Raw genomic sequence first — 21119 nt, forward strand, 5'->3', positions numbered from 1 at the left:
CTCAGGCGTGCTCCGGCGCGGCCATGAGCCCGGTGTTCAGGATGTTTCGCGGGTCGAACTTCGCGCGCAGTCCGGCGGTCAGGCGCGCGACGGGCTCGGGCTCCGGGGGGAAGGTGCCGAGACGCGCATGGGTCTCGGGCGCGGCACGCACGAGGGTCGCATGGCCCGGGATCCCCTTGAGCCGCGCGCGCAGGTCGGTGCCCTGCGCGACCTGCGCCCAGACGAGACCGCCGCCCCAATCCATCACCAGTCGCGCCTCGCCCAGCGCCTTCGCCACGCGCGGGCCATGCGATGGGCGGACGGATATCCGCCAGACATCGGCGGGCGCGCCCGCGAGGATCGACGCATCGCGGATGTCGCGCCAGAGCCGGGCGCTCTTCTCGGAATCGTCCTCGATCCGCACCTCGCCGAGTTCCGTGCGCAGCTTGTCGGCGCGGTAGGCGACGGACGCCTCGAACCCCTCGAGGCGGATCGCCGTCATGGGCACCCCGTCGGGCCCCTCGGGCACGTAGGCCGCGCCGGTCACCTCGAACGGCGAGCGCAGCGCGCGCGCCAGCGTCTTGATCGCCGCGTCGGGTGTCTGCCAATCGAGAAGGAGGGTCGCTTCCGACGCGACGCCCGGCAGGACCTTGAACGAGACCTCGGTCAGAACACCGAGCGTCCCCCACGAGCCTGCCATCAGCTTTACCAGATCGTAGCCGGTGACGTTCTTCATCACCCGCCCGCCATTCTTGACGATCGTACCGGCGCCATCGACGAAACGCACGCCGATCAAGCTGTCGCGACAGGCTCCGGCGGCAATCCGGCGCGGTCCCGACGCGTTCGTGGCCACGGCCCCGCCGATCGTCGGCTCGCCCTTCGTTCCGAGAAGGCGGCGATGGTCGATGGGCTCGAAGGGGAGGCGCTGGTTCTCCGCGGCGAGCGTTTCGGTGATCTCAGAAAGCGGCGTCCCGGCTTTCGCGACCAGCGTGAGCGCACCCGGCTCGTAGAGGGTGATCCCCGTCAACGATGCCGTGGAGAGGACCTCGCCCCGCGCCACGCCCACCCCTCGTGTTCCGCCGCCCTGCACACGCACCGGCGTCTCCGCCGCGCGCAGGATGTCGGCAAGTTCGACCTCGCTCTTTGGGGTCAGCATCTGCGCCCTCCCTGGCCTGGCCTCGCGACGTTCACTCCGCAGCGATGGCGCGGCGCGGCTCCGTCACCGAAAGCGGGAACACCTTTGCGGGGTTGAGGAGCCATTTTGGATCGAACACGTCCTTGACCCGCATCTGCGCCTCGAGATCGTCGGGCGCGAACTGCGTCTCCATCAGATCGCGCTTCTCGATCCCGACGCCGTGCTCGCCCGTCAGGCACCCGCCGACCTCGACGCAGAGGCGCAGGATGTCCGCACCCATCGCCTCACATTTCTCGAGCTGGCCTTCCTCGTTGGCGTTGAAGAGGATGAGGGGATGCATGTTGCCGTCGCCCGCGTGGAATACATTCGCGACGTCGAGGCCGTACTGATCCGAGAGCTCGCGGATGCGCCCCAAGACCTTCGGCAGCTCGGTCACGGGGATCGTCCCGTCGAGGCACATGTAGTCGTTGATCTGGCCCATCGCGCCGAAGGCCGATTTCCGGCCAAGCCAGATCCGGGCCGATTCCTCCGCCGACTGGCTCTCGCGGATCTCCACGGGATCGTGGCCGCGCGCGATCTGGCCGATGACCCCGAGCTGTTCGTCGATCTCCGCATCGGACCCCTCGACCTCGACGATGAGAAGGGCCTCGCAATCGGGATACCCCGCCCCCGCGAAGGCCTCCGTCGCACGGATGCAGGGACGATCCATGAACTCGATCGCGACGGGCAGGACGCCCGCCTTGATGATGTCGCTCACGCACTGACCCGCGACCTCGTTCGAGGAGAACCCGATCAGCACCGGACGGGCGCCCTCGGGCTTGGGCAGGATGCGCAGCGTCGCTTCCGTCACGACCCCGAGCTGGCCTTCGGAACCGCAGACGAGGCCCAGGAGGTCGAGCCCGCCCGCATCCATGTGGGCACCGCCGATCTCGACCACGGTGCCGTCCATCTGTACGAGCGTCACACCGAGGAGGTTGTTCGTCGTCACCCCGTATTTGAGGCAATGCGCCCCGCCCGAATTCATCGCGATGTTGCCCGCGATGGCGCAGGCAAGCTGCGACGAGGGGTCCGGCGCGTAGAAGAAGCCGTCCTCCTCCACAGCGCCGGTCACGGAAAGGTTCGTGCGTCCGGTCTGGACCCGGATGAAGCGGTCGTCATACGACGTCTCGATCACCTCGTTCATCCGCGCCACGCCGAGGATCACGCTGTCCGCGGAGGGCAGCGAGCCGCCGGCGAGCGAGGTGCCCGCGCCGCGTGGCACGACCGGAACGCCCTCTTCGTGGCAGATCGCAAGGACTGCCGCGACCTCCTCCGTCGTGCGGGGCAGTACGGCGGCGAGGGGCGGACACTTGTAGGCCGTGAGCGCATCGCATTCGTAGGCGCGCAGCTCGTTCTCCTCGTGGATCACCGAATCGTCGTCGAGAACACCCTGCAATCGGCGCACGACACTCGACTTTCGCGACAGGATCGCGGCACTGGGATCTGGCATCTGCATGGCGTCTTCCTCCGCTGAGGGTAAGGTAGGCCCGAACCCACGTCGCGGCAAGGCATCTGAAGCCGCCACAAGGCAATGGACGCCCCGTCGGACGCGCAGCCGTGCGCCATGCAGGTCGGTCAATCCGGGGCGGCGACGATATCGCCCGGCGATACCCGACCCGGCTCGACGACGCTCGCGTAATAGCCGCCATGTCCGCGGATCGCGGAATAGCCGCCGGGGCCGAATTCCCCCTCCATCCGCGAACAGGGCGGGCATGGCCCCTCGATGCGCAGGATCGCGCCCCCGATCCGGAGCGGCGCATGGCGGAACGCCGCGAGATTGATGGCCGAGACGACGATGTTGCGCCGGAGCCGGGCCGGCTCCACCGCCTCGATCCCCAGGAGCGACGCCACCACGGCAAAATGCTCGGCCTGAACGAGCGTCACCGCCCGCTTGCCGGCGCGCCCGTGATCGCCTCGGAGGCCGTCTTCGGCGATCTCGGCGACCTCCACGGCGGAGACAGGCTCGCGCCGTGCCGGGCGCAGGCCGATCCAGTCCACGCGGCCGTCCCGCGCGTGCCGCGCCATCATTTCCCTCAACTCCGCCATGGCCGTTCCTCTGGACAAGATGCTGCGCGCCCTAGCTCTGCACTCAAACGACGCGAACCGGAAGCCGCCCGACGAGGGTTGGTGGACCGATCCGCAAGGCCAGGAGGACGACATGACGAAGACATTACTACGCGACGCACAGCGTCACTACGTGAACGATATCCGCGTGACCGCGCTCTCGGATGGGCCGTTGCCCCTTGGATACGACAACCTGCTGGGCCTGGAGGAGAGCGAATACGGCCGCATTCTCCATGACCGGCACCGCGATCCCGAGACGTTCCGCGCCGGGCTCAACGCCTTCCTGATCGAGACCGATGGGGTCAAGGTCCTCGTCGATTCCGGCTGCGGGGGGGCGATGGGGCCCGAGACGGGCCGCGTGCCGAACAACCTGGCTGCGACCGGCGTGACGCCCGAGGAGATCGACGTGATCTACTGCACGCACATGCATGGCGACCATATCGGCGGGCTGATCGCGCAAGGCGGAGAGGCCGTCTTCCCGAAGGCCGCCCTGCGGGTGCATGAGGACGATGTCGCGCATTTCTCCGACGAGGCCAATGCGACGGACACGACCCGCAAGGTCCTCGAGGCCTATGGCGACCGGATGGAGACGTTCACGGGTCAGGCGCAGATCGCGCCCGGGCTCACCGCGCGCCCCCTGCCCGGCCACACGCCGGGCCATAGCGGTCTGCATGTCTCCTCAGGCAGCGAGAGCCTCCTGATCTGGACCGACATCGTCCACATCGCTCCGATCCAGCTCGCACGACCCGAGATCGGCGTGGGCTTCGATGTCGATCCCGACGCGGCGCAGGAGACGCGGAAAGCGATCCTCGAGGAGGTCGCGACCGACCGGCAACTCATCGCCGGTTCGCATATCGGCTTTCCCGGCATCGGCTGGATCGCGCGGGAGATGGAGGGCTACCGCTTCGAGCCCGTCCCCTACACCCATGACCGCAGCGGCGACTGAGGCGTCAGCTCGGAAAGAGCCGCGCCATCTCCTCGTCGAAGCGCGCCCAGGCCATGGTTGCCTTGTTGCCGGCATAGCCGTGGTAATGCGACCTGCCCGAGGAATTGGGCAGGCCCGCCCAGATCTTCGCGAGATTGTTCATGAAGCTGTGACGGTGGATGCCGCCGGACTTGGCTTCCTGGAACCCGGCTTCGTCGAGGAGCAGGTCGGCGAGCGCGTCCTGTACCCATGGCGAGAACACCTCGCGGCGGCTAAGCCCGAGCGTGTCCACGAGACGGCGCAGGGTCGAGGGGATGAACTGGTAGCGCCCGATAGCATGGGGCTGGCCCGGCGTCGCCTCGATCCAGTCGTAGATCTCGCCGATCGTCATCTCCGTCGGCCGTTTGGAGGGGCGCACCCGTGCGCCGTGCTGGACCGCGTCGTAGCCGTCCTTGCCGGCCTCGGCGGACGCGATCAGATGACGGATCTGCGCGGCCGGCCCGCCACCGCCCGGCCCTGTGAGCATCGGTCCACCCTGGAAGGACGACCCGACGCTCCGCTGCGGGGAACTTTCCCGCTCGAGCATCGGCGCGAAGAAGCTCCGCTCCGCCTGCCCCGCGAAGAGCGATCCGCCAGACCCCGTCGGTGCGGGGATCTCGGCGCGCGCCTGGATTAGCGATCCGCGGCTCGGCCCGAAGGAAGCCTCGCCCAGAAGGGAGAAGCCCTGCGCCATCGCCGCACCACGCGGCAGCGTCGACAAGATCACGGAAAGGGCGGCCAGGATCGCGATCCGTAAAAGCATTCATACCTCGTTCTGAGATTGGGAACGTGGCAGCGTCATCGCGTGACGAGGTTGAGATTCCGTTTCGCGCCGCGCCGGTTTCTCCCGCCGCGAGCGTTGACCATGCGTCAGATCGGAGGTTCACTGGAGCGTCAACGACAGGAGCCCTCGCCATGCCGATCCGCGCGAAGACCACCTTCCTCTTGATCCTGACCGCCCTTCCGGTCGCTGCGCAGGATGTGGCCGACACCACGGCACCCGAGGCGGCAACGTCGGGAGGCCCCGGCGAGGAGTACGGGCCGGAGATCACTGCCGCTCTGGAGGCCAAGGCAGCCGGCCGCCCCGTGGAAGCCACGGACTGGATGGTCGCCGCCGCAAATCCGCTCGCGGTCGAGGCGGGCGCAAAGGTTCTGCGCGCGGGCGGCACCGCGGCCGACGCGATGGTCGCCGTGCAGACCGTCCTCGGTCTCGTCGAGCCGCAGAGCTCTGGCCTCGGCGGCGGCGCTTTCCTCGTCTGGTACGACGCGGCGAGCGGCGAACTCACCACCCTCGACGGACGCGAGACCGCGCCGCTCTCGGTCACGCCGCAACTCTTCCAGAACGAGGCGGGCGAGGCGCTCGAATTCTACGACGCCGTCGTCGGTGGCCGGTCCGTCGGCACGCCGGGCACGCCGAGATTGATGGAGATGGCGCACGAGAAGTGGGGAACAGCCGAGTGGCCGAGCCTTTTCGAAGACGCGATCATGCTCGCTCGCGAGGGCTTCACCGTCTCTCCGCGCCTCGCCGAACTCGTTGCCGAGGATCCCGAGCGGCTCGGCCGGTTCGAGGCGACGGCCGCCTATTTCATGCCCGGCGGCACCGCCATCGCGGCGGGCGACACGCTTACGAACGCGGCCTATGCCGACACGCTCGAGACCATCGCCGAAGAGGGCGCGGAAGCGTTCTACACGGGCGAGATCGCGCAGGGCATCGTCGAGACGGTTCAGAACGCACCAGGCAATCCCGGCACGCTCTCGATGACCGATCTCGCAATCTACGACGTCGTCGAACGCGAGGCGGTCTGCGCGGACTATCGCGACACGCAGATCTGCGGCATGGGTCCGCCCTCCTCGGGCGCGCTCACCGTGGGGCAGATCCTCGGGATGCTCGATGCCTATCCGCTCGGCGAGATGGGGATCGAGGATCCGGAGGCATGGCGGCTCATCGGCGACGCCTCCCGCCTCGCCTTCGCCGATCGCGGCCGGTACATGGCCGATATCGACTACGTTCCGATGCCGCTCGAAGGGCTGGTCGATCCTGCCTACCTGGAAAGCCGCGCGCGACTGCTCGACCGCGACGACGCCCTGCCGGACGTGTCCGCCGGGGATCCGGACTGGAGCCATGCCGCGATCTGGGGCGACGACGCGTCGATCGAGCTGCCCTCGACCTCCCACATCTCGATCGTCGATGCGGCGGGCAACGCCCTTTCGATGACGACCACGATCGAGAACGGCTTCGGGTCGCGCCTTTTCGCACCGGGCGGGTTCCTGCTCAACAACGAACTGACCGATTTCAGCTTCGAGACGCACGAGGACGGCTATCCGATCGCCAACCGCGTGGAGCCGGGCAAGCGTCCGCGCTCCTCCATGGCGCCCACGATCGTGATGCGGGATGGCGCGCCGATCCTCGTCGTGGGCTCGCCCGGCGGATCGCGGATCATCGGCTACGTCGCGCAGGCCGTCGTGAACCATATCGATTGGGGCATGGATGCGCAGGCGGCCCTCTCCGCGCCACACGCCGTCAATCGCTTCGGTACCTTCGATCTCGAGGAGGGGACGCCGCTCGCGGACCTCGCGGGCCCGCTGCAGGAGTTGGGATACGAGACGGAGGTGCGGGACCTCAATTCCGGGCTGCACATGATCGCGGTGGGCGAGACGCTCACCGGCGGCGCCGATCCGCGCCGCGAGGGGATCGCATTGGGCGAATAGGCCGGGCGGGGCCTTCGGTTCGGCAATTTTCTTCGGTCGACTGGCGAACTCTCAGAACGTGCCCGACGCGGCGACCTTCGTTTGCCGCGGCGCCCCGACCATCCGGGACTTGTACCAGGCGATATAGGGACGCTCGACCCAGACGGTCAGCGCCATCGCCGTTGCGACGAGGCCTGCCACGGTCAGAAGCATCGCAGCCTCGCTCGCATAGATGTCGACGCCCAAGGCCCGCGCCGCGGCCACGGCGGTGATCGAGAAAAGAAGCGGGTGTATCAGATAGAGGATATAGGAGCTTTCCCCGGCGAGAAGACCGAAGGACGGGACACGCCAGCGCAATCCCACGGCACCATAGACGAGAAGCGCCGCCGGAAGTCCGAATTCGATTTCACGCCCGAGCCCGATCCGTTCAGTCGTGAGGACAAGAACAACCCCGGCCACTCCCGCGAGAGCCGCGAGCGGAGCGAAGATGACCGCGTTCCTCTGATAGAGAATTCCAATCACGACACCGAACAGGAATTCGAGCACCACCGAATGGAGGAACCAGATCATGGGCCCGTCCGGATCGTGCAGATAAAGCGAATAGGTCTTTGCCGCCATATACCAAGCCAGCAATGCGAATATGACGCCACGAATACCGCCTGCCCGAAATGCGAGACAGAAGATCCCGTAGAATACGATTTCCAACGTCAGGGTCCACGCGATCGGATATATCTGCGGCGATAACGGCAGCAGCAAGGCCGAAACGGTCAGCGACTCGATGGATAACGCATTGTAAGTCTGACTGGTGCCCCCAATGGCGGATTGCATGCAGGCGATCAGGACCGCGAGGCAAAGAACGGCGATGTAGGGAGGATAAATCCGCCAGAACCGTTTCGAGGCGAATTCCCCGATTAGTAATTTGTCCTTCGACGCGGAAACGAGATAAATGACGACCCCGCTGATTACGAAGAAGATATCGACGCCGACGCTACCACGCTCGAAAAGCGACAGGATCGTCAATTCGCCCCGAGCGACCGGGAGTTGGATATGATAGAGGGCGACCATGAGAGCTGCGACAAATCGGAGAACCTGTATGTTTCCGATCATTCGAGTTTAAAGCAAGCATGTACTGACGACATCAGGCACCCCTTACAAAACCGATCAAGAACTCCCCGTCAAATTCGCCGCATGCGGGATATTAACCAAGGTTAACGCCCGATTGTTTCTGTTAAAGTGCTAATATGGCATCTGACTTTTTGTTGATCCACCCGGATCGAGCCTTGCAGGCACCGTTCCCCCAGCGGGAAGCAGGCGCGACTCGCAATGCGAGCGCCTTAGAACGCGGACGCGCGCATCCAAGATGTCAAAAGGAAGGACGCCGGCGCCGTCAGGGTCGCCCGGGACCGGCCTTCAGAGCGTGAGCGCCTTGGCAATGAGGCCGGCCGAAAGGGTGAAGAGCATCACCTTGATGACCTGCATGTAGGTCGCGTCGGGAAGCAGTTCGACGATCCACCGGCCGAGGATCGTGCCGCAGACCCCCGCCACGATCAGGATTGCGGTCAGTCGCCATTCGAGACCGACAAGCGCACCCGTCACCCAGTAGCCGGGAAGCTTCGCGAGGTTCCCGATCGCGAAGGCGATGGCGATCGTCCCGGCGAATTCGAGCTTCGGCAGGCGCTGCGGCAGGAGATAGGCCTGCGAGGGCGGCGCGCCTGAATGGGTGATGAAGCTCGTGATCCCGGTGATCGTCCCCCAGAAGAGCCCCGGCAGGATTGCGGCCTCCGCGGGCTCCGGGGGTGTGCGGCGGAGCCATGTCCGCGCGCAGAACCAGATGCCGATGAGCCCCGTCACGACGAGCAGTACCGGCTCGGGCGTATAGGGCGTGACGATCGTGGCGATGACGATGCCGAAGATCATCGCGGGCACGAGGATCACGAGGTTCCGACGAGAGAAATTGCGCCGGTAGAACCAGACCCCGACCCAATCGGTGACGAGATAGACGGGCAGCAGCGTCGCCGCGGCCGCGATCGGGTTCATGACGAGCGACAGCATCGGGACAGCGATCGCCGCCGCGGTCGCGAGACCGCCCTTCGACATGCCGACCACCACGGCCGCGACGACGAGCAACACCGGATGATCCACACAAGGTCCCCCTGGAAACGAGGACCGGATACCGCCCCCCGGGGGGCCATCCAGGCCCCCGCCTCCATTCCAGTACCCTCTGGCACCGGAGGTAAAGCCTTTCAACTTTGCAAACGAGGTATCGCTGGTATACCAATTCTGGGAGGAAATGGCCCGAACGGACAGGCTCCGGTCGCGGGTGGGGGGACGATCACGCCGGCATCGCGCGGACTTGGCACAAGCCGGCTGCGTCGAGGTTCGCCACGTCATCCGCGACACCCGCGACGAAGGGCCAGGACGGGGCCTTACCGTGACGGCTTGATCGCGAGGGAGACGACATGCATGTGATGATAACCGGTGCCGGCGGAATGATCGGCCGAAAATTCGCCGAATCCATCGCCAACGACGACAGGATCGGCGACCGGACAGTCGAGACGCTGACCCTCGTCGACATCGTCCCGCCCGACGTCGCCACGGATTTCACGGGCACGCGGAACGTGGTCGAGGCCGACCTGTCGAACGAGGGTGTCGCTGCGGACCTCGTGGCCCGGCAACCGGACGTGCTCGTTCATCTCGCAGCCATCGTCTCGGGCGAGGCGGAGGCCGATCTCGAGAAGGGTTATCGGATCAATCTCGACGGCACCCGGGCGCTTCTCGACGCCATCCGCGCGGCGCACGAGACCGATGGCTACACGCCCCGCGTGGTCTATGCCTCTTCCCTCGCGGTCTTCGGCGCGCCATTTCCCGACAAGATCGGGGACGACTTCTTCCTCACGCCGCTCACGAGCTACGGGACGCAGAAGGCGATGGGGGAATTGCTGCTCGACGATTATTCCCGCCGCGGTTTCCTCGACGGAGTGGGCATCCGCTTTCCCACGATCTGCATCCGCCCCGGCAAGCCCAACAAGGCTGCCTCAGGCTTCTTCTCTGGCATCCTGCGCGAGCCCCTCGAAGGCAAGGAAGCGGTTCTGCCCGTCGATGACGACGTGCGCCACTACCACGCGAGTCCCCGCTCCGCCGTGGGCTTCCTGCGCCATGCCGCGGCGCTCGACACCCAAATGCTCGGCTCGCGGCGCAACATGACGATGCCGGGCGTCTCCGCCACCGTCGCCGATCAGATCGAGGCGCTCAGGAACGTCGCGGGCGACGAGACCGTGGCGCTCATCCGGCGGGAGCCCGATCCGACGATCGAAAAAATCGTTTCAGGATGGCCGCGGGACTTCGATGTCCGTCGCGCCCGCGAGGCCGGCTTCACGGCGGAGGACAGCTTCGAAGAGATCATCCGCGTCTATATCGAGGACGAGATGGAGGGACGCGCACCGCGCGCGTAGGCCCCGGACGGGGTCGATCATTAGGGAGGAGAGACCATGCACGTCTACAGGACTACGGCGCTCTGCGCCGCACTGGCCTTCGGCACCGCGACGGTGGCAGGGGCCCAATCCGTCACGGTGCGCATCCAGAACCACCAATCGCCGGAATCGACCTCGGGCCGCCTGATCGCGGATTTCGTCGAGAACGTCGAGACGATGTCGGGCGGCGATATCGACGTGGAGATGTTCTACTCCGCCTCGGTGGTGAAATCGGCCGAAACGTTCGACGCCGCGGCCTCGGGCATCATCGATTGCGACATGACGAACGGCAGCTACCAGACCGGGAAGAACCCGGCCTACCAGTTCGTTGCGGACACGATGGGGGGATACGACACGCCGCTGCAATTCCAGTCCTGGATCGAGTATGGCGGCGGGCGGGAGGAGATCAACGGCCTTTACAATACGAACGGGATGACCTTCGTCGGTGCCCATATCGGCGGTCAGGAATCGCTCGTCTCAACCAGCCCGATCGCGGGGCCGGACGACCTCAAGAACTGGAAGTTCCGCTCCCCGCCCGGGATGGAGAGCGAGATCTTCGCCTCCCTCGGCGCCTCTCCGGTGGTGATGGACTTCACCGAGATCTTCACGGCGCTCGAGACCGGGATCATCGACGGCGCAGACGCCTCGTGGCTGTCGAACAATGTCGGGTCCGGGCTCTACGACATCGCCAAGCACACGACGTTCCCGGGCTTCCACTCTATGTCGTCGGACCATCTCGCCTGCCGGACCGATTTCTGGGAAGGCCTGACCGATGCGCAGCGGGCGATCATCACCTCGGCGGAGAAGAACCTCGGCTACGAACTGATGCTCGCGACGGTGGTGGAGAACGGCGAGGCGCTGGTGGCCCTGCCCGAAGAGGGCGTCACGATCTACGACTGGTCGCAGGAGGACCGCGCGGCGTTCCGGCAAGCGGCCTTCGGGGCCTGGGACGAATGGGCACAGAAGACGCCCGAGACGGCGGAGATCGTCCAGAGCCACCGCGACTTCATCGAGCGGATCGGGCTCGACGCGCCGGCATCGAACTGAGTTCGTCGCCCCGGCCTCCGAGCCGGGGCGGTGTTCTCCCACGGGAGCCTCGCCCCCGAGGCCGGGCTCAGGCGACGGGGGTGGGCAGCGGGTCGCCCTTGAGATGGGCGCGCAGGTTGCGCACGACCAGATCGCCCATCGCCGCGCGGGTCTTGTGCGTCGCGCTGCCCACATGCGGGAGCAGGACCACGTTGTCGAGCTTGCGAAGCGCCTCCGGCACGTGCGGCTCCTGTGCGAAGACGTCGAGCGCGGCGCCCGCGATGCCGCCCGAGGACAGCATCTCGATCAGGACCTCCTCATCGACGAGATCGCCGCGAGCCACGTTGACGAGCCGCCCTTCGGGGCCGAGCGCCTCCAGCACGTCGCGATTGACGATTCCCTGCGTCTCGGGCGTGCTCGGCGCGATGACGAGGAGCCAGTCGACGTCGCGCGCCATCGTTTTCGGATCGGAATAATACGTGTAGGGCTGGTGCGGCTGCTCGGAGCGGCCGTGATAGACGACCTGCATCTGGAACGCCTGAGCGAGCCGGGCGATCGTCTTGCCGATCCGGCCGAGCCCGATGATGCCGAGCTTGCGCCCCGTGAGTTCCGCCGTGAGGGGGAACGATCCCTCGCTCTCCCACCGGCCGTCACGGAGATAGCGGTCGGCCTCGGGCAGACGGTGGGCAAGGGCGAGCATCAGGGCCATCGCCACTTCGGCCACGCAATCGTTGAGCACGTCGGGCGTGTTCGTCACCCGGACGTCGTGCTCCTTCGCTGCGTCCACGTCGACCGCATCGTAGCCCACGCCGAACGAGGAGATGATCTCGAGATCGGGGAGCGCCTCGATGATTTCCCGCGTGCAGCCGGCGCTGCCGCCGGTTGCGACGAAGCGGATCCCGGCGGGCACGTCCTTGAGGAAGGCGGACTTGTCCTCCGCGTCGCAATAGCGGTGCAGCGTGAAATCCTTCTCGAGCTGTTCGACGACGCGTGGAGTGAGGCCGGCAACGAGGAGGAGATCTGGTTTCGACATGGGTCGGAGCCTTTCTGGTTCAGGAGGGCGTGACGGAGGCGGACTTGCCGCGATTCACGAGAAGCAGGACGAGCGGGATCGACCAGATCACGAGGGTGAAGATGCCGAGACCGGCCGCGATCGGTCGCTCGAAGAAGGCAAGGAAGCTGCCCTGCGACTTGATCATCGATGTAACGAAGTTCTGCTCCAGCATCGGGCCGAGGACAAGCCCGAGGATCGCCGGGGCGATGGGAATGTCGTTCTCCTCCATCAGGAAGCCGATGATGCCGAAGACCAGCATGATGATGATGCCCGTGGGCGAATTGTTGATCGCGAAGGATCCGACGATGCAGAACATCAGGATGATCGGCATGAGGATGCGCGACGGGATCGACAGGATCGTGCCCGCGCCTTTGATCGCCAACCAGCCGAGCGGCAGCATGATGATGTTGGCGAGCAGGAAGACGATGAAGACGGCGTAGATCAACTGCGGATCGTTGATGAAGACCGTCGGGCCGGGATTGATGCCCTTGACGTAGAGCACCCCGATCACGATCGCGGTGATCGAGTCGCCGGGGATGCCGAAGACGAGGGCGGGAATCCACGCCCCGCTCATCGCGCCGTTGTTCGATGCGCCCGCCTCGACGAGCCCCTCGACATGGCCGGTACCGAACTTCTTGGGCGTTTTGGAGAACTTCTTCGAGACGGCATAGGAAATCCAGGCCGCAATATCGGCACCGGCACCGGGCAGCGCGCCGATCGCCGTGCCGAGCACGCTGCCCCTGATCGCCTGCACCGGATAGGTGACGAGGTTCTTGAACTGCTGGCGGAAGATGCTGGCGTTCCGCGTGTTCGCGACCTTCGGCGTCTCGTTACGCGCAAGGAAGGCGCGGATTACTTCGGACACCGCGAAGAGCCCGATCATCGCGGGGATGAACTGGATTCCTGCGTAGAGCTCCACGTTGCCGAACGTGTAGCGCGGCGCGCCTGCCGGATTGTCGATGCCGATCGTGGCGGCGAAGAGCCCGATGAGGAGCGAGACGAGGCCCCGTGCGGGCGATCCGGGCGAGACAAAGACGGCGCAGGAAAGCCCCAGAACCACGAGCCAGAAATACTCGAAGGACGAGAATTTGAGCGCCACCTCCGCGAGCACGGGCGAGGCGGTGATGAGAACGAGCGTGCCGAAGATCCCGCCCAGCGCGGAGAAGACGAGGGAGGCACCGAGCGCCGCCTCGGGATGTCCCGCCTTCGTCATCTCATAGCTGTCCTGGACGTAGGCCGCGCTGGCTGGCGTGCCGGGCATCCTGAGGAGCGTGCCCGGAATGTCGCCCGCGAAGATCGCCATGGCCGTGGCCGTGACGATTGCGGCGATCGCGGGGACCGGATCCATGAAGAAGGTCACGGGCACCAACAGGGCGGTGGCCATCGTCGCGGCGAGGCCCGGTATGGCGCCCACGAACATGCCGAACGCGGCGGAGCAGAAGATCACCGCCAGAACGTAGGGCTGGAAGACGAGACCGGCGGCTTCGAGGTAAATGCCCATGTCGTTGCTACCAGAGGAAGGAGAAAAGGTCGCTGCGCGGCAGCGGGACGAGCAGGAGCCGACCGAAGCTCTGCTGGATGGCAATGGTCGCGACGATGGAAATCGCGATCGCGGGAAGGGGTCGGGTACCGAGGACCAGCATTCCCGCAAGGAGCACGAAGAGCGCGGCGGGCGTGAACCCCACGAATGGGGCGGCGACGATGTAGACGACGATGAGCACGAGCGCGGTGCCGGCCCGGAAGAGCGCGCGGCCACTTCGCACCCAGTCGCGCAACTCGAAACCCAGCGAACGATCCCCCGCCATGAGCGCTTTGCCCGCGATGAAGAGCCCCACGCCGATCGTGGCAAAGGCGATGGCGCGCGGCATGGTGCCGGCGCCGTAGCTCTGTCCTGGGATCACTTCGAACCCCATGGCGGAGACATAGATGGCGATCCCGCCGAGCAGAACGAGGATGCCGAGGGTCAGGTCCGTTGCACGCATGGTGGCCTCCGGCCAGGGGCGGGCCCGGTCGGACGTCCGTCCGACCGGGCCCCTCTCAGGACATCATTCCGCCGCGAGGCCCGCCTGCCGCATGACCTCGCCGAAGGCGGCGTCGTCCTCGGCCACGATCTGCGTCGCCTCGTCGGGCCCGGCCCAGCGCAGGCCGAAGCCGCGTTCCTGCATGAAGCTCTGATACTCGTCGGAATTGTAGGCCGTCTCGATCGCGCTCACGAGCGTGTCTCGAACGTCGTCGGGCAAGCCGGCCGGACCCGCCACCGTGCGCCAGACGGCGACCGTCCAGTCGGACCCCGTCGTCTCGGCGAGCGTCGGCACGTCCGGAAACGCCTCCTGCCGCTCCGCCGACATCGTGGCGAGCGGCAGGACCCGCTCCGCATCGATCATCGAGCGCCCCTCGGCCAGCGAGGACGGAATCATGTCGACGCCGCCCGCGACCATGTCGGTGATGCCGGGCGCGGCACCCTGGCTCGGGACGAAGGTGATCTGGTCGGGCGGCAGGTCCTCGGAGAGAAGCCAACCTGCCATTCCGACATGCCAGATGCCCCCCTGCCCCGTCCCCGAGGCGGTGAAGGTGCCCTTGGGCTCGGCCTTGACCGATTCGAGGAAGGCCTCGACGCTGTCCCATCCGGAATCCGCGGAAACCATGATCCCGCCGGGATCGGTGTTCACCATCGCGAGGATTTCGAAATCCTCGTAGGTCAGATCGGTCAGGCCCTGCCAGTGCATCATGTCGATCTCGATCGTCATGATGCCGATCGTGTAGCCGTCTGGCTCTGCATTGGCGATGGCGCTGTGGCCTACCACGCCCGAGCCGCCGGTGCGGTTCACGACGTTGACGGGCACCCCGAGCTCCTGCTGGAGCTGCGTGGCGATGATGCGGCCGACGGCGTCGGTCCCCCCGCCCGCGCCCCAGGGGACGATCATCTGGATCGGGCGGTCGGGATAATCCTGCGCATAGGCGGCACCGGCAACGAGGCTGAACCCCGTTGCGATCGCGGCGAAACGGTTCGGCATGTCTTCTCCTCCCAGGTAGACGTGCGGGGGCTGTCACGGCCCCATCCGATGCCGCGAGCTTAGGTCATGTCGAATCCGAGATCAACGTTTGGTATACCAGACGGATGGAGCACCGCCGCGTCGGATCGGGGAAATCGCGACGCGGCGGCGGGGTCGCGGCGAGCGTTATTCGCCCACGACCGTGATGCGGCCATCGGTCATCGGCGTGTAGGGCGTGTTCGCCGAAAGATACTCCGCCGTCACGTCGGCGAGGTCGGGCCCGAAATCGTAGGCGTTCTGGGCATCGACGAACATCTCGTAGCCATCGCCGCCGTTGCGCACGTAATTGTTGGATACCACGCCGTAGGTCGTGGCGGTTTCGATCGGCTGGCCGCCCACCATGACGTCGCTGATCCGCGAACCCGGCTTCGCCGACGGATCGACGGTATAGCTCATGCCCGCGACCTGCGCGAAGCGCCCGCCTTCCTCCTCCATCTGGCTCGCTCCGTTCTCGAGCGCGTCGAGAAGGGTCTGTCCGCTCACCTCGAAGGTCGACAGCGTGTTCTGGAAGGGCAACACGGTCAGCACTTCCCCCATCGTGACCTCGCCCGCGTCGATGGAGGCGCGGATGCCGCCGCCGTTCTGCAGCGCGATCTCGATACCCTGATCCGCGACCCGGTCGAGCATGGCGTCGGCGATCAGGACGCCCATGGTGCATTCCCGCGCCCGGCAGACGGTGCGGTCGCCGTCGACCGCCTCCGCGGCCTCTCCGATCACCTCGTTGCGGATCTCGTCGAGCGGCTCGGCGGCCATGCTGATCCGCTCGACGGTTGCGGCGTCCTCCTCGACGGAGGCGTCGAGCAGGATCGGGGCCCCCTGTGCCTCCGTCAATTTGCCGTCATCGTCGAAGGTCACGTCGAGTTCGCCCAGGTACTTACCGTAGCCGTAGGCCTGCACGATGGCGGTCTCGTTCACCATCGTCGGATAGGGACCTTCCGCACCCTCCATGTCGCCCAGAAGCGTGTGGGAATGCCCCCCGACGATGATGTCGACACCGCTCGTCGCCTGCGCGATCCGTTCGTCGGCCTGGTAGCCCGAATGCGACAGGAGAACGATCTTGTTCACGCCCTCCCCGGTCAGACGGTCGACCTCGGCCTGCACCGCCTCCGAAGGATCGGTGAAGACGATGTTCGGTCCCGGCGAGGCCAGTTCTTCGTTGTTCTGCGGCGTGAGCCCGATGATGCCGATCCGCTCCCCATTCTTCTCGAGGATCACCGATTTCTCGATGCCCTCCCGCAGCGCCTCTTCCCCGGTCAGATCCGCGTTCGCCATCAGAAGGGGCGCCTCGAGCGCCTCCGTGAAGGTCTCGAGCACGTCCGGCCCGTCGTCGAACTCGTGGTTGCCCACCGCCATCGCGTCGTAGCCCATGGCGTTCATCATCTCGGCGGCGAGCGCACCCTTGTAGTAGGTGTAGAAGAGCGAGCCCTGGAACTGGTCGCCCGCATCCACCAGAAGGGTGTTCTCGTGCCGCTCGATCGCATCCCGGATCGCCGTGACCAGTCTGGCGGAGCCGCCGAAGCACTCGCCCGCCTCGTTGTCCTCGGGCGCGCAGGACCCGTCGGAGCTCGTGATCGGCTCGAACCGCGCGTGGAAATCGTTCGTGTGAAGGATGGTGATCTGGTAATCGGCCGCGGCCCCTCCCGCCGTAAGGGCGAGAAACGCGGCGGAACTGGCAAGTCTCGAGATCATCGTCATTTCCTCAAAAGAAGTTCGGCGTCAGACTGCGCCGCACCCGGTGTGTTGTCAAAGCCCCGCGCGCCACGGAGGACTGGCGGCGTGATGCGAGGAATGCGATGAACGCGCCCATGATGATCTACAAGGTTCTCCGCCCGGCCGAATGGTCGGAGCTTCACGAGCGCGGCGAGAGTGCGGGCGCACCCGTGGACCGCTCCGACGGGTTCGTCCATTTCTCCACCGCCGAACAGCTTCCCGAAACCCTGTCGAAACATTTCGCGGGCGCGACGGGCCTGATCCTCCTCGCTTGCGAGGCGAACGATCTCGGCGACGATCTGAAATGGGAGCCGTCGCGCGGGGGCGCGCTGTTCCCGCATCTCTACCGCGCGCTCTCGATGCGGGACGTCCAGTGGCATACCGATCTGCCCCTGGAGGGCGGGCGGCACGTCCTGCCGGAGGAACTCGAATGAGCACCGTCGAGCGGATCGGGCTCGCGGCTCTCCGGCGGTTCGATCCCGAGCGGGCCCACGCGCTGGCGCTCCGCGGGTTGCGCGCGGGCCTCGTCCCCCTGCCCGGCCCGGTCACCTCCGACAGGCTCGCCGTGACGCTAGCCGGGCTCGCGCTCCCGAACCCCGTCGGCATGGCCGCGGGCTTCGACAAGAACGCCACCGCGCTCGATGCGCTCTCCCGCGCGGGGTTCGGCTTTCTCGAACTCGGCGCCGCCACGCCGCGCCCGCAGCCCGGCAATCCCGCGCCCCGTCTCTTCCGGCTCGCGGAGGATCGCGCGGCCATCAACCGCTTCGGCTTCAACAACGAGGGGGTCGATCGGATCGCGGCCCGTCTTGCCGCGACGCCGACCGCGATCCCGCGGGGCCTCAATCTCGGCGCGAACAAGGACAGTGCGGACCGTGCCGCGGATTTCGCCGAAGTCCTGCGCCGCGCCGCGCCACATCTCGACTTCGCGACGGTCAACGTCTCCTCACCCAATACCGAGCGCCTGCGCGATCTCCAGGGCGCGGCGGCGCTCGAGGCCCTCCTCGGTGGCGTGATGGAGGCCAATGCTGCGCTCGCGCGACCGTTGCCGGTCTTTCTCAAGATCGCCCCCGATCTCGACGGTGCGGCCCTCGCCGACTTGGTCGCGGTGGCGGAGAATGCCCGCGTCTCCGCGATCGTGGCCACGAACACGACCCTCGCGCGGGACGGGCTCCAAAGCGCTCATCGCGGCGAGGCAGGCGGACTTTCCGGTGCGCCGCTCTTCGAGCGGTCGACGAGAGTTCTCGCGCGGCTGTCGCGGCTGACGAGGATCCCGCTCGTCGGCGTGGGCGGGATCGGGTCGGCGGCGGACGCACTCGCCAAGATCCGCGCCGGAGCTTCCGCCGTGCAGCTCTACACGGGCATGGTCTATAACGGGCTCTCGCTCGCCGCCCGGATCGCGGAGGGGATGGATGCGGAGCTCGGCCGGTTGCGCGCGACGACCATCACGGAACTCGTCGGCACCGACCGCGCGGCATGGTCATGACACCGAACGTTCGAGCGGGCCGTAGCGCAGACCGAGCGTCGCGCCGCGGGCGACGAAGCTGACGAGAAGCGCCATCCACAGGCCGTGATTGCCGAAGCCCGGCACCAGGGCCAGCACCGCCACGACGTAGATCGCGGCCGAAAGCACCGTCATGTTGCGCATGTCGGCGGTGCGGGTGGCGCCAATGAAGATCCCGTCGAGCATCCAGGCCGCGGTACCAAGAATCGGCGCGGCGACCATGTAGGGCAGATAGTCGCGCGTCTCCGCCCGCACCCCAGGCGCCGTCGTCATGATATCGATGATCGTCGTTCCGAAGATCGCGAATACCAGCGCCAGCAGAACGCCCGTCGCCGCCCCCCAGAGGCTCGTGACGATCGCCGCGCGGCGGAAGAGGTCGCGCCGCCCCGCGCCCAGCGCGTTGCCCACCATCGCCTCCGCCGCGAAGGCGAAGCCGTCGAGCGCATAGGCCGTGACCTCGATGAATTGCAGCAGGATCTGGTTCGCGGCGAGGGGTACGTCGCCGAATCGCGCGCCGAGGAAGAGGAAACTCACGAAGACACCCTGGAGCGCCAGCGAGCGCAGCAGGATGTCGCTGTTGACGCTGGCGAAGCGCTTAAGCCGCGCGGGATCGGTCAGCCGGGACAGGTCGCGCCAGGCGGGCGTCGCGAAGGCCGCGCGGCAAAGCCAGAGCCCGAGCGCCAGGCCCGACCATTCGGCGATGAGAGTGGCCGTGGCCACCCCCTCGACCCCCCAGCCGAGACCGAGGACGAACCAGAGATCGAGCACGATGTTGACGCCGTTCATCCAGAGCTGGATCACCAGAACGCCGCGCGTCCGCTCCGCCGCGATGAGCCAGCCGGTGATCGCGTAGAGCCCGATGAGCGCCGGCGCCGACCAGACGCGGATGCCCATGTACCCGCGCGCCAGCTCCTCCACCTCCGCCGAGGCAGGCGATACGAGGAAGGCCAGCCGGAACAGGGGCCATTGCAGCACGATGATCGCGAGACCCGCAACCGCGGCAAGCCCGAGCGCGCGGCCGAGGATCGCGGCCCCTTCGTCGAGATCGCCCCGGCCGAGCGCCTGCGCCGCAAAACCCGTCGTCCCCATCCGCAGGAAGCCGAAGATCCAGTAGAGCGCGGTCAGGATGATCGCCCCGATCCCCACGGCTCCGATCGGCGCGGCCTCCCCGAGTTGTCCCACGACGCCGGTATCGACGACGCCTAGGATCGGCACGGTGGCGTTCGAGAGCACGATCGGCAGCGCGACCGCCAGGACCCGGCGATGCGTGATCGGGCGGGGCTCAGCCATCCGGCGCTTGCGGCATCAGGAAATGCCCCGTGGCCTGCGCGAAGAGCCGGTCGCGGTTGTCCTGCCAAGCTTCCACGTGGACACTGGCGTAGCGTCGGCCGGAGCGGTTGATCCGCGCACGCGCATAGGCATCGCGCGGCAGACCCGAGCGCAGGTAGTCCACGGTGAAATCGATCGTCTTCGGCATCCGCGGCATCCGGGTGGCATCAAGGGCCTGCGGATCGATGCGTTTGGCCTCGACCTCGCTCCAGAGGCGCGACCAGCTCAACTCGATGATCGCCGTCGTCTCGAGGAAGGCCGCCGTCACCCCGCCGTGCAGCGCTGGCAGGACCGGATTGCCGATCAGCATGTCGGAATAGGGAAGCGTCGCGGTCAGCTCGTCGCCACGCCTCTCGAAGCGGATGCCGAGGAAGGCAACGTAGGGGATCCCGCCGACGAGCTTCGCGAGCGCCGCGTCGCGACGCTCCTTGATCACCTGAACGGGTTCGGGGCGCGGCCTCATTCCGGCCGTTCCGCACGTTCGAGGGTGAAGGCACCCGTGGCACTCGCGACCGGGGTGTCGGCCTCTCCGTCATGGGCCTCCGCTCGCACGAAGGCGATGGAGCGGGTGACGTGGTAGCAGGTGGCCCGGGCACGTATCGACTTTCCCGGCGCGGCCGGTCGCATGTAGTCGATCCTGAGATCGAGGGTCGCGGTTCCGGCGGGCGCGCTTGCATGCGCCATCACCGCCGCACCGCTGCAGGTATCCATCAGGGTGGAAACCGCACCGCCGTGGATCACGCCCGTCGCGGGGTCGCCGACGAGGCGCGCATCATAGGGCATTACGATCTCGGCCTCGCCCGCCCCGATCGTCTCGAGGCTCAATCGAAGCGCCCGGGCATGGGGGATCGCCTCGATGAATTGCCGCGCGATCTCCGCCAATCGCTCCGTCATGCCTGGCTCCGGTTCTGTCACGGTCCTCTATCCCGTCGGAACCGGCGCCGGACAAGTCGAAAAGAGGAATCCAGCGCGCCCTGCCCGGATACCAGCGGCGTGCCTTCGAAGACGACCGGCGGGCGACCGCCGGGTCTCGAATTCTCGGCCCGGTCGTCGGACCCGGGAGGGAACCGGGGGCTTCGATCGTCGGTTGCACCCGCATCAGGAGTA

At 66.9% G+C, this 21119-nt stretch carries 20 protein-coding genes; 6 read left to right on the forward strand and 14 right to left on the reverse strand.

Features of this window, described 5'->3' with window-relative positions; translation table 11 throughout:
* Position 1 precedes the first annotated feature (1 nt).
* From LX81_RS12450 to LX81_RS12460, 3 genes are all read right to left on the reverse strand, one after another.
* Positions 2 to 1135, reverse strand: a complete 1134-nt coding sequence (locus LX81_RS12450; RefSeq protein WP_211322756.1) for an FAD-binding protein — start codon at positions 1133 to 1135, stop codon at positions 2 to 4.
* 31 nt (positions 1136 to 1166) lie between these two features.
* A complete protein-coding gene (locus LX81_RS12455; RefSeq protein ID WP_111537659.1) occupies positions 1167 to 2609 on the reverse strand; it encodes an FAD-linked oxidase C-terminal domain-containing protein in 1443 nt (480 codons plus the stop codon).
* Between the two features lie 119 nt (positions 2610 to 2728).
* Entirely contained in the window at positions 2729 to 3199 is a 471-nt protein-coding gene (locus LX81_RS12460; RefSeq protein ID WP_111537660.1) for an MOSC domain-containing protein, read from the reverse strand.
* Between the two features lie 112 nt (positions 3200 to 3311).
* Between LX81_RS12460 and LX81_RS12465 the strand changes: the two genes are divergently transcribed.
* Entirely contained in the window at positions 3312 to 4163 is an 852-nt protein-coding gene (locus tag LX81_RS12465; protein ID WP_170133929.1) for an MBL fold metallo-hydrolase, read from the forward strand.
* Between the two features lie 4 nt (positions 4164 to 4167).
* On the opposite strand, the gene LX81_RS12470 is transcribed toward LX81_RS12465, so the two are convergent.
* Positions 4168 to 4944, reverse strand: coding sequence for a lysozyme family protein (locus LX81_RS12470; RefSeq protein ID WP_111537662.1), 777 nt, complete (start codon positions 4942 to 4944; stop codon positions 4168 to 4170).
* A 152-nt stretch (positions 4945 to 5096) separates the two neighbouring features.
* On the opposite strand from LX81_RS12470, the gene ggt reads away from it, so the two are divergent.
* Positions 5097 to 6890 (forward strand): gamma-glutamyltransferase, encoded by a 1794-nt coding sequence (ggt, locus tag LX81_RS12475; RefSeq protein WP_111537663.1) that lies wholly within the window; start codon positions 5097 to 5099, stop codon positions 6888 to 6890.
* Positions 6891 to 6941: 51 nt separating this feature from the next.
* Here ggt and LX81_RS12480 read toward each other — a convergent pair whose 3' ends face one another.
* Together LX81_RS12480 and LX81_RS12485 are read right to left on the reverse strand one after the other, a co-directional pair.
* Complete coding sequence (locus LX81_RS12480; RefSeq protein ID WP_111537664.1) at positions 6942 to 7976, reverse strand: acyltransferase family protein; 1035 nt, start codon at positions 7974 to 7976, stop codon at positions 6942 to 6944.
* Positions 7977 to 8279: 303 nt separating this feature from the next.
* Positions 8280 to 8999: a sulfite exporter TauE/SafE family protein gene (locus tag LX81_RS12485; protein WP_234822595.1), complete on the reverse strand. Its 720-nt coding sequence runs from the start codon at positions 8997 to 8999 to the stop codon at positions 8280 to 8282.
* 329 nt (positions 9000 to 9328) lie between these two features.
* Here LX81_RS12485 and denD point away from each other — a divergent pair, with 329 nt between their 5' ends.
* Both denD and LX81_RS12495 read left to right on the forward strand, forming a co-directional pair.
* On the forward strand, positions 9329 to 10321 hold the full coding sequence (denD, locus tag LX81_RS12490) for a D-erythronate dehydrogenase (protein WP_111537666.1): 993 nt from the start codon (positions 9329 to 9331) through the stop codon (positions 10319 to 10321).
* A gap of 36 nt (positions 10322 to 10357) precedes the next feature.
* Complete coding sequence (locus LX81_RS12495; RefSeq protein WP_111537667.1) at positions 10358 to 11386, forward strand: TRAP transporter substrate-binding protein; 1029 nt, start codon at positions 10358 to 10360, stop codon at positions 11384 to 11386.
* Between the two features lie 67 nt (positions 11387 to 11453).
* On the opposite strand, the gene LX81_RS12500 is transcribed toward LX81_RS12495, so the two are convergent.
* From LX81_RS12500 to LX81_RS12520, 5 genes are all read right to left on the reverse strand, one after another.
* Positions 11454 to 12398 carry a 2-hydroxyacid dehydrogenase gene (locus tag LX81_RS12500; RefSeq protein ID WP_111537668.1) on the reverse strand — a complete coding sequence of 315 codons (945 nt, stop codon included), beginning with the start codon at positions 12396 to 12398 and terminating at the stop codon, positions 11454 to 11456.
* A gap of 19 nt (positions 12399 to 12417) precedes the next feature.
* Positions 12418 to 13920 carry a tripartite tricarboxylate transporter permease gene (locus LX81_RS12505; RefSeq protein ID WP_111537669.1) on the reverse strand — a complete coding sequence of 501 codons (1503 nt, stop codon included), beginning with the start codon at positions 13918 to 13920 and terminating at the stop codon, positions 12418 to 12420.
* 7 nt (positions 13921 to 13927) lie between these two features.
* Positions 13928 to 14401 (reverse strand): tripartite tricarboxylate transporter TctB family protein, encoded by a 474-nt coding sequence (locus LX81_RS12510; RefSeq protein ID WP_111537670.1) that lies wholly within the window; start codon positions 14399 to 14401, stop codon positions 13928 to 13930.
* A 63-nt stretch (positions 14402 to 14464) separates the two neighbouring features.
* The gene (locus LX81_RS12515) at positions 14465 to 15433 is read right to left on the reverse strand and encodes a Bug family tripartite tricarboxylate transporter substrate binding protein (protein WP_111537671.1); all 969 of its coding nucleotides are present in this window, start codon (positions 15431 to 15433) and stop codon (positions 14465 to 14467) included.
* Positions 15434 to 15598: 165 nt separating this feature from the next.
* Entirely contained in the window at positions 15599 to 17161 is a 1563-nt protein-coding gene (locus LX81_RS12520; RefSeq protein ID WP_111537672.1) for a bifunctional metallophosphatase/5'-nucleotidase, read from the reverse strand.
* 116 nt (positions 17162 to 17277) lie between these two features.
* On the opposite strand from LX81_RS12520, the gene LX81_RS12525 reads away from it, so the two are divergent.
* Both LX81_RS12525 and LX81_RS12530 read left to right on the forward strand, forming a co-directional pair.
* On the forward strand, positions 17278 to 17616 hold the full coding sequence (locus LX81_RS12525; protein ID WP_111537722.1) for a DUF952 domain-containing protein: 339 nt from the start codon (positions 17278 to 17280) through the stop codon (positions 17614 to 17616).
* Positions 17613 to 18665, forward strand: coding sequence for a quinone-dependent dihydroorotate dehydrogenase (locus LX81_RS12530; RefSeq protein ID WP_111537673.1), 1053 nt, complete (start codon positions 17613 to 17615; stop codon positions 18663 to 18665). The genes LX81_RS12525 and LX81_RS12530 overlap by 4 nt, the downstream gene beginning before the upstream one ends.
* Here the strand turns inward: LX81_RS12530 and LX81_RS12535 are convergent.
* The 3 genes from LX81_RS12535 to LX81_RS12545 are packed head-to-tail and all read right to left on the reverse strand — an operon-like array spanning position 18660 to position 20906.
* Entirely contained in the window at positions 18660 to 19973 is a 1314-nt protein-coding gene (locus LX81_RS12535; RefSeq protein ID WP_111537674.1) for an MATE family efflux transporter, read from the reverse strand. The genes LX81_RS12530 and LX81_RS12535 overlap by 6 nt on opposite strands.
* Positions 19966 to 20475, reverse strand: coding sequence for a PaaI family thioesterase (locus LX81_RS12540; protein ID WP_111537675.1), 510 nt, complete (start codon positions 20473 to 20475; stop codon positions 19966 to 19968). The genes LX81_RS12535 and LX81_RS12540 overlap by 8 nt, the downstream gene beginning before the upstream one ends.
* Positions 20472 to 20906 (reverse strand): PaaI family thioesterase, encoded by a 435-nt coding sequence (locus tag LX81_RS12545; RefSeq protein WP_111537676.1) that lies wholly within the window; start codon positions 20904 to 20906, stop codon positions 20472 to 20474. Before LX81_RS12545 ends, LX81_RS12540 begins: the two co-directional genes overlap by 4 nt.
* Positions 20907 to 21119 lie beyond the last annotated feature (213 nt).

The sequence above is a fragment of the Palleronia aestuarii genome, assembly GCF_003253995.1.
GTDB lineage: Bacteria > Pseudomonadota > Alphaproteobacteria > Rhodobacterales > Rhodobacteraceae > Palleronia > Palleronia aestuarii.